1 protein-coding gene is annotated in these 2,765 nt (G+C 46.5%); it reads right to left on the reverse strand.

Annotated elements, in window-relative coordinates; genetic code table 11:
• On the reverse strand, positions 1 to 2,765 hold a 2,765-nt coding region (locus I2503_RS09160), incomplete at both ends, for a DUF1542 domain-containing protein (RefSeq protein ID WP_196967758.1).

The following is a 2,765-nucleotide window of genomic DNA, read 5'->3' on the forward strand; positions in this document are numbered from 1 at the left end:
TTGTTGCTAAATCAATAGCTTTCTTCGCGTCAGTGGCTTTAGAATCAACTTCTGATTTAGCTGTTGATTTTTCTTCATCTGTTAAATCAGTGCGCCCATCTATCTCGTCTTTCTTAGCTTGTGCAGCATCATTGATCGCTTTCTTAGCTTCATCCTTAGCCACTGGAGATGGATTCACTGAGTTTATGTCTGTTACACCAGTGTCTTTGGCAGATGATACAGCATCGTTGGTTGTCGCATCATCAACAGCTTTCTTAGCGACAGTGGCTTTAGAATCAACTTCTGATTTAGCAGCTGCCTTCTCTTCGTCTGTGAGATCGGGACGAGCATCAATCTCAGACTTCTTGGCTTGAGCAGCGTCATCGATCGCTTTCTTAGCGGCATCCTTGGCCACCGGAGATGGATTTACTGAGTTTATGTCTGTTGCACCAGCATCCTTAGCGGAAGTTACTCCAGCGTTGGTTGTCGCTAAATCAATAGCTTTCTTCGCGTCAGTGGCTTTGGTATCAACCTCAGACTTAGCGGTTGCCTTCTCTTCGTTCGTCAAGTCATCACGACCGTCGATCTCTGCTTTCTTCGCTGCTACTGCGTCATCGATGGCTTTCTTAGCGGCATCCTTGGCTACCGGAGATGGATTTACTGAGTTAATATTTGTTACGCCAGCATCCTTAGCGGAAGTTACTCCATCGTTGGTTGTCGCAGCGTCGATCACTTGTTTGGCTTGGTCAGCCTTAGTATCAACCTCAGACTTAGCAGCTGATTTCTCCTCGTCTGTAAGGTCAGATCGAGCGTCAATCTTAGACTTCTTCGCTTGGGCAGCTACGTCAATAGCTGCTTTAGCCGCTTCCTTGGCTACTGGAGATGGATTTACTGAGTTAATATCTGTTACGCCTGCGTCTTTGGCAGATGATACAGCATCGTTGGTTGTCGCATCATCAACAGCTTTCTTAGCGACAGTTGCTTTAGAATCAACTTCTGATTTAGCAGCTGCCTTCTCTTCGTCTGTGAGATCAGGACGAGCATCAATTTTAGACTTCTTGGCTTGTGCAGCTTCATCGATCGCTTTCTTAGCGGCATCCTTCGCTACTGGAGATGGATTTACTGAGTTTATGTCTGTTACACCAGTGTCTTTGACGAAAGTTACTCCATCGTTGGTTGTCGCATCATCAACAGCTTTCTTAGCGACAGTTGCTTTAGAATCAACTTCTGATTTAGCTGTTGATTTTTCTTCATCTGTTAAATCAGTGCGCCCATCTATCTCGTCTTTCTTAGCTTGGGCAGCTTCATCGATCGCTTTCTTAGCGGCATCCTTGGCTACCGGAGATGGATTTACTGAGTTGATATCCGATACTCCTGCATCTTTAGCGGAAGTCACACCATCGTTGGTTGTTGCGTTATCGATGGCTTTCTTCGCGTCAGTGGCTTTAGAATCAACTTCTGATTTAGCTGTTGATTTTTCTTCATCTGTTAAATCAGTGCGCCCATCTATCTCGTCTTTCTTAGCTTGGGCAGCATCATCGATTGCTTTCTTAGCGGCATCCTTGGCTACCGGAGATGGGTTTACTGAGTTGATATCCGATACTCCTGCATCTTTAGCGGAAGTCACGCCATCGTTGGTTGTTGCAGCGTCAATTGCTTTCTTAGCTTCATTCGCTTTAGAGTCGACTTCTGATTTAGCTGTTAATTTTTCTTCATCTGTGAGATCAGGACGAGCGTCAATCTCAGACTTCTTAGCTTGGGCAGCTTCGTCGATCGCTGCTTTAGCCGCTTCCTTGGCTACTGGCTCTGGGGTCACTGACTTAATATCCGATACTCCTGCATCTTTAGCGGAAGTCACGCCATCGTTGGTTGTCGCTGAATCAATAGCTTTCTTGGCATCATCGGCTTTTGCATCAACCTCAGACTTAGCGGTTGCCTTCTCTTCGTCTGTGAGATCAGGACGAGCATCAATCTCAGACTTCTTGGCTTGAGCAGCGTCATCGATCGCTTTCTTAGCGGCATCCTTGGCCACCGGAGATGGATTTACTGAGTTTATGTCTGTTGCACCAGCATCCTTAGCGGAAGTTACTCCATCGTTGGTTGTCGCAGCGTCGATCGCTTGTTTGGCTTGGTCAGCCTTAGTATCAACCTCAGACTTAGCAGCTGATTTCTCCTCGTCTGTAAGGTCAGATCGAGCGTCAATCTTAGACTTCTTCGCTTGGGCAGCTACGTCAATAGCTACTTTAGCCGTTTCCTTGGCTACTGGAGATGGATTTACTGAGTTAATATCTGTTACACCTGCGTCTTTGGAAGATAACACACCAGCGTTGGTTGTCGCTAAATCAATAGCTTTCTTCGCGTCAGTGGCTTTGGTATCAACCTCAGACTTAGCGGTTGCCTTCTCTTCGTTCGTCAAGTCATCACGACCGTCGATCTCTGCTTTCTTCGCTGCTACTGCGTCATCGATGGCTTTCTTAGCGGCATCCTTGGCTACTGGAGATGGATTTACTGAGTTAATATCTGTTACGCCTGCGTCCTTAGCGGAAGTTACTCCATCATTGGTTGTCGCAGTGTCGATCGCTTGTTTGGCTTGGTCAGCCTTAGTATCAACCTCAGACTTAGCAGCTGATTTCTCTTCGTCTGTAAGGTCAGATCGAGCGTCAATCTTAGACTTCTTCGCTTGGGCAGCTTCGTCAATAGCTGCTTTAGCCGCTTCCTTGGCTACTGGAGATGGATTTACTGAGTTAATATCTGTTACGCCTGCGTCTTTTGCAGATGACACACCA

Origin of the sequence: Streptococcus sp. NLN64 (assembly GCF_015831295.1) — a bacterium.
GTDB lineage: Bacteria > Bacillota > Bacilli > Lactobacillales > Streptococcaceae > Streptococcus.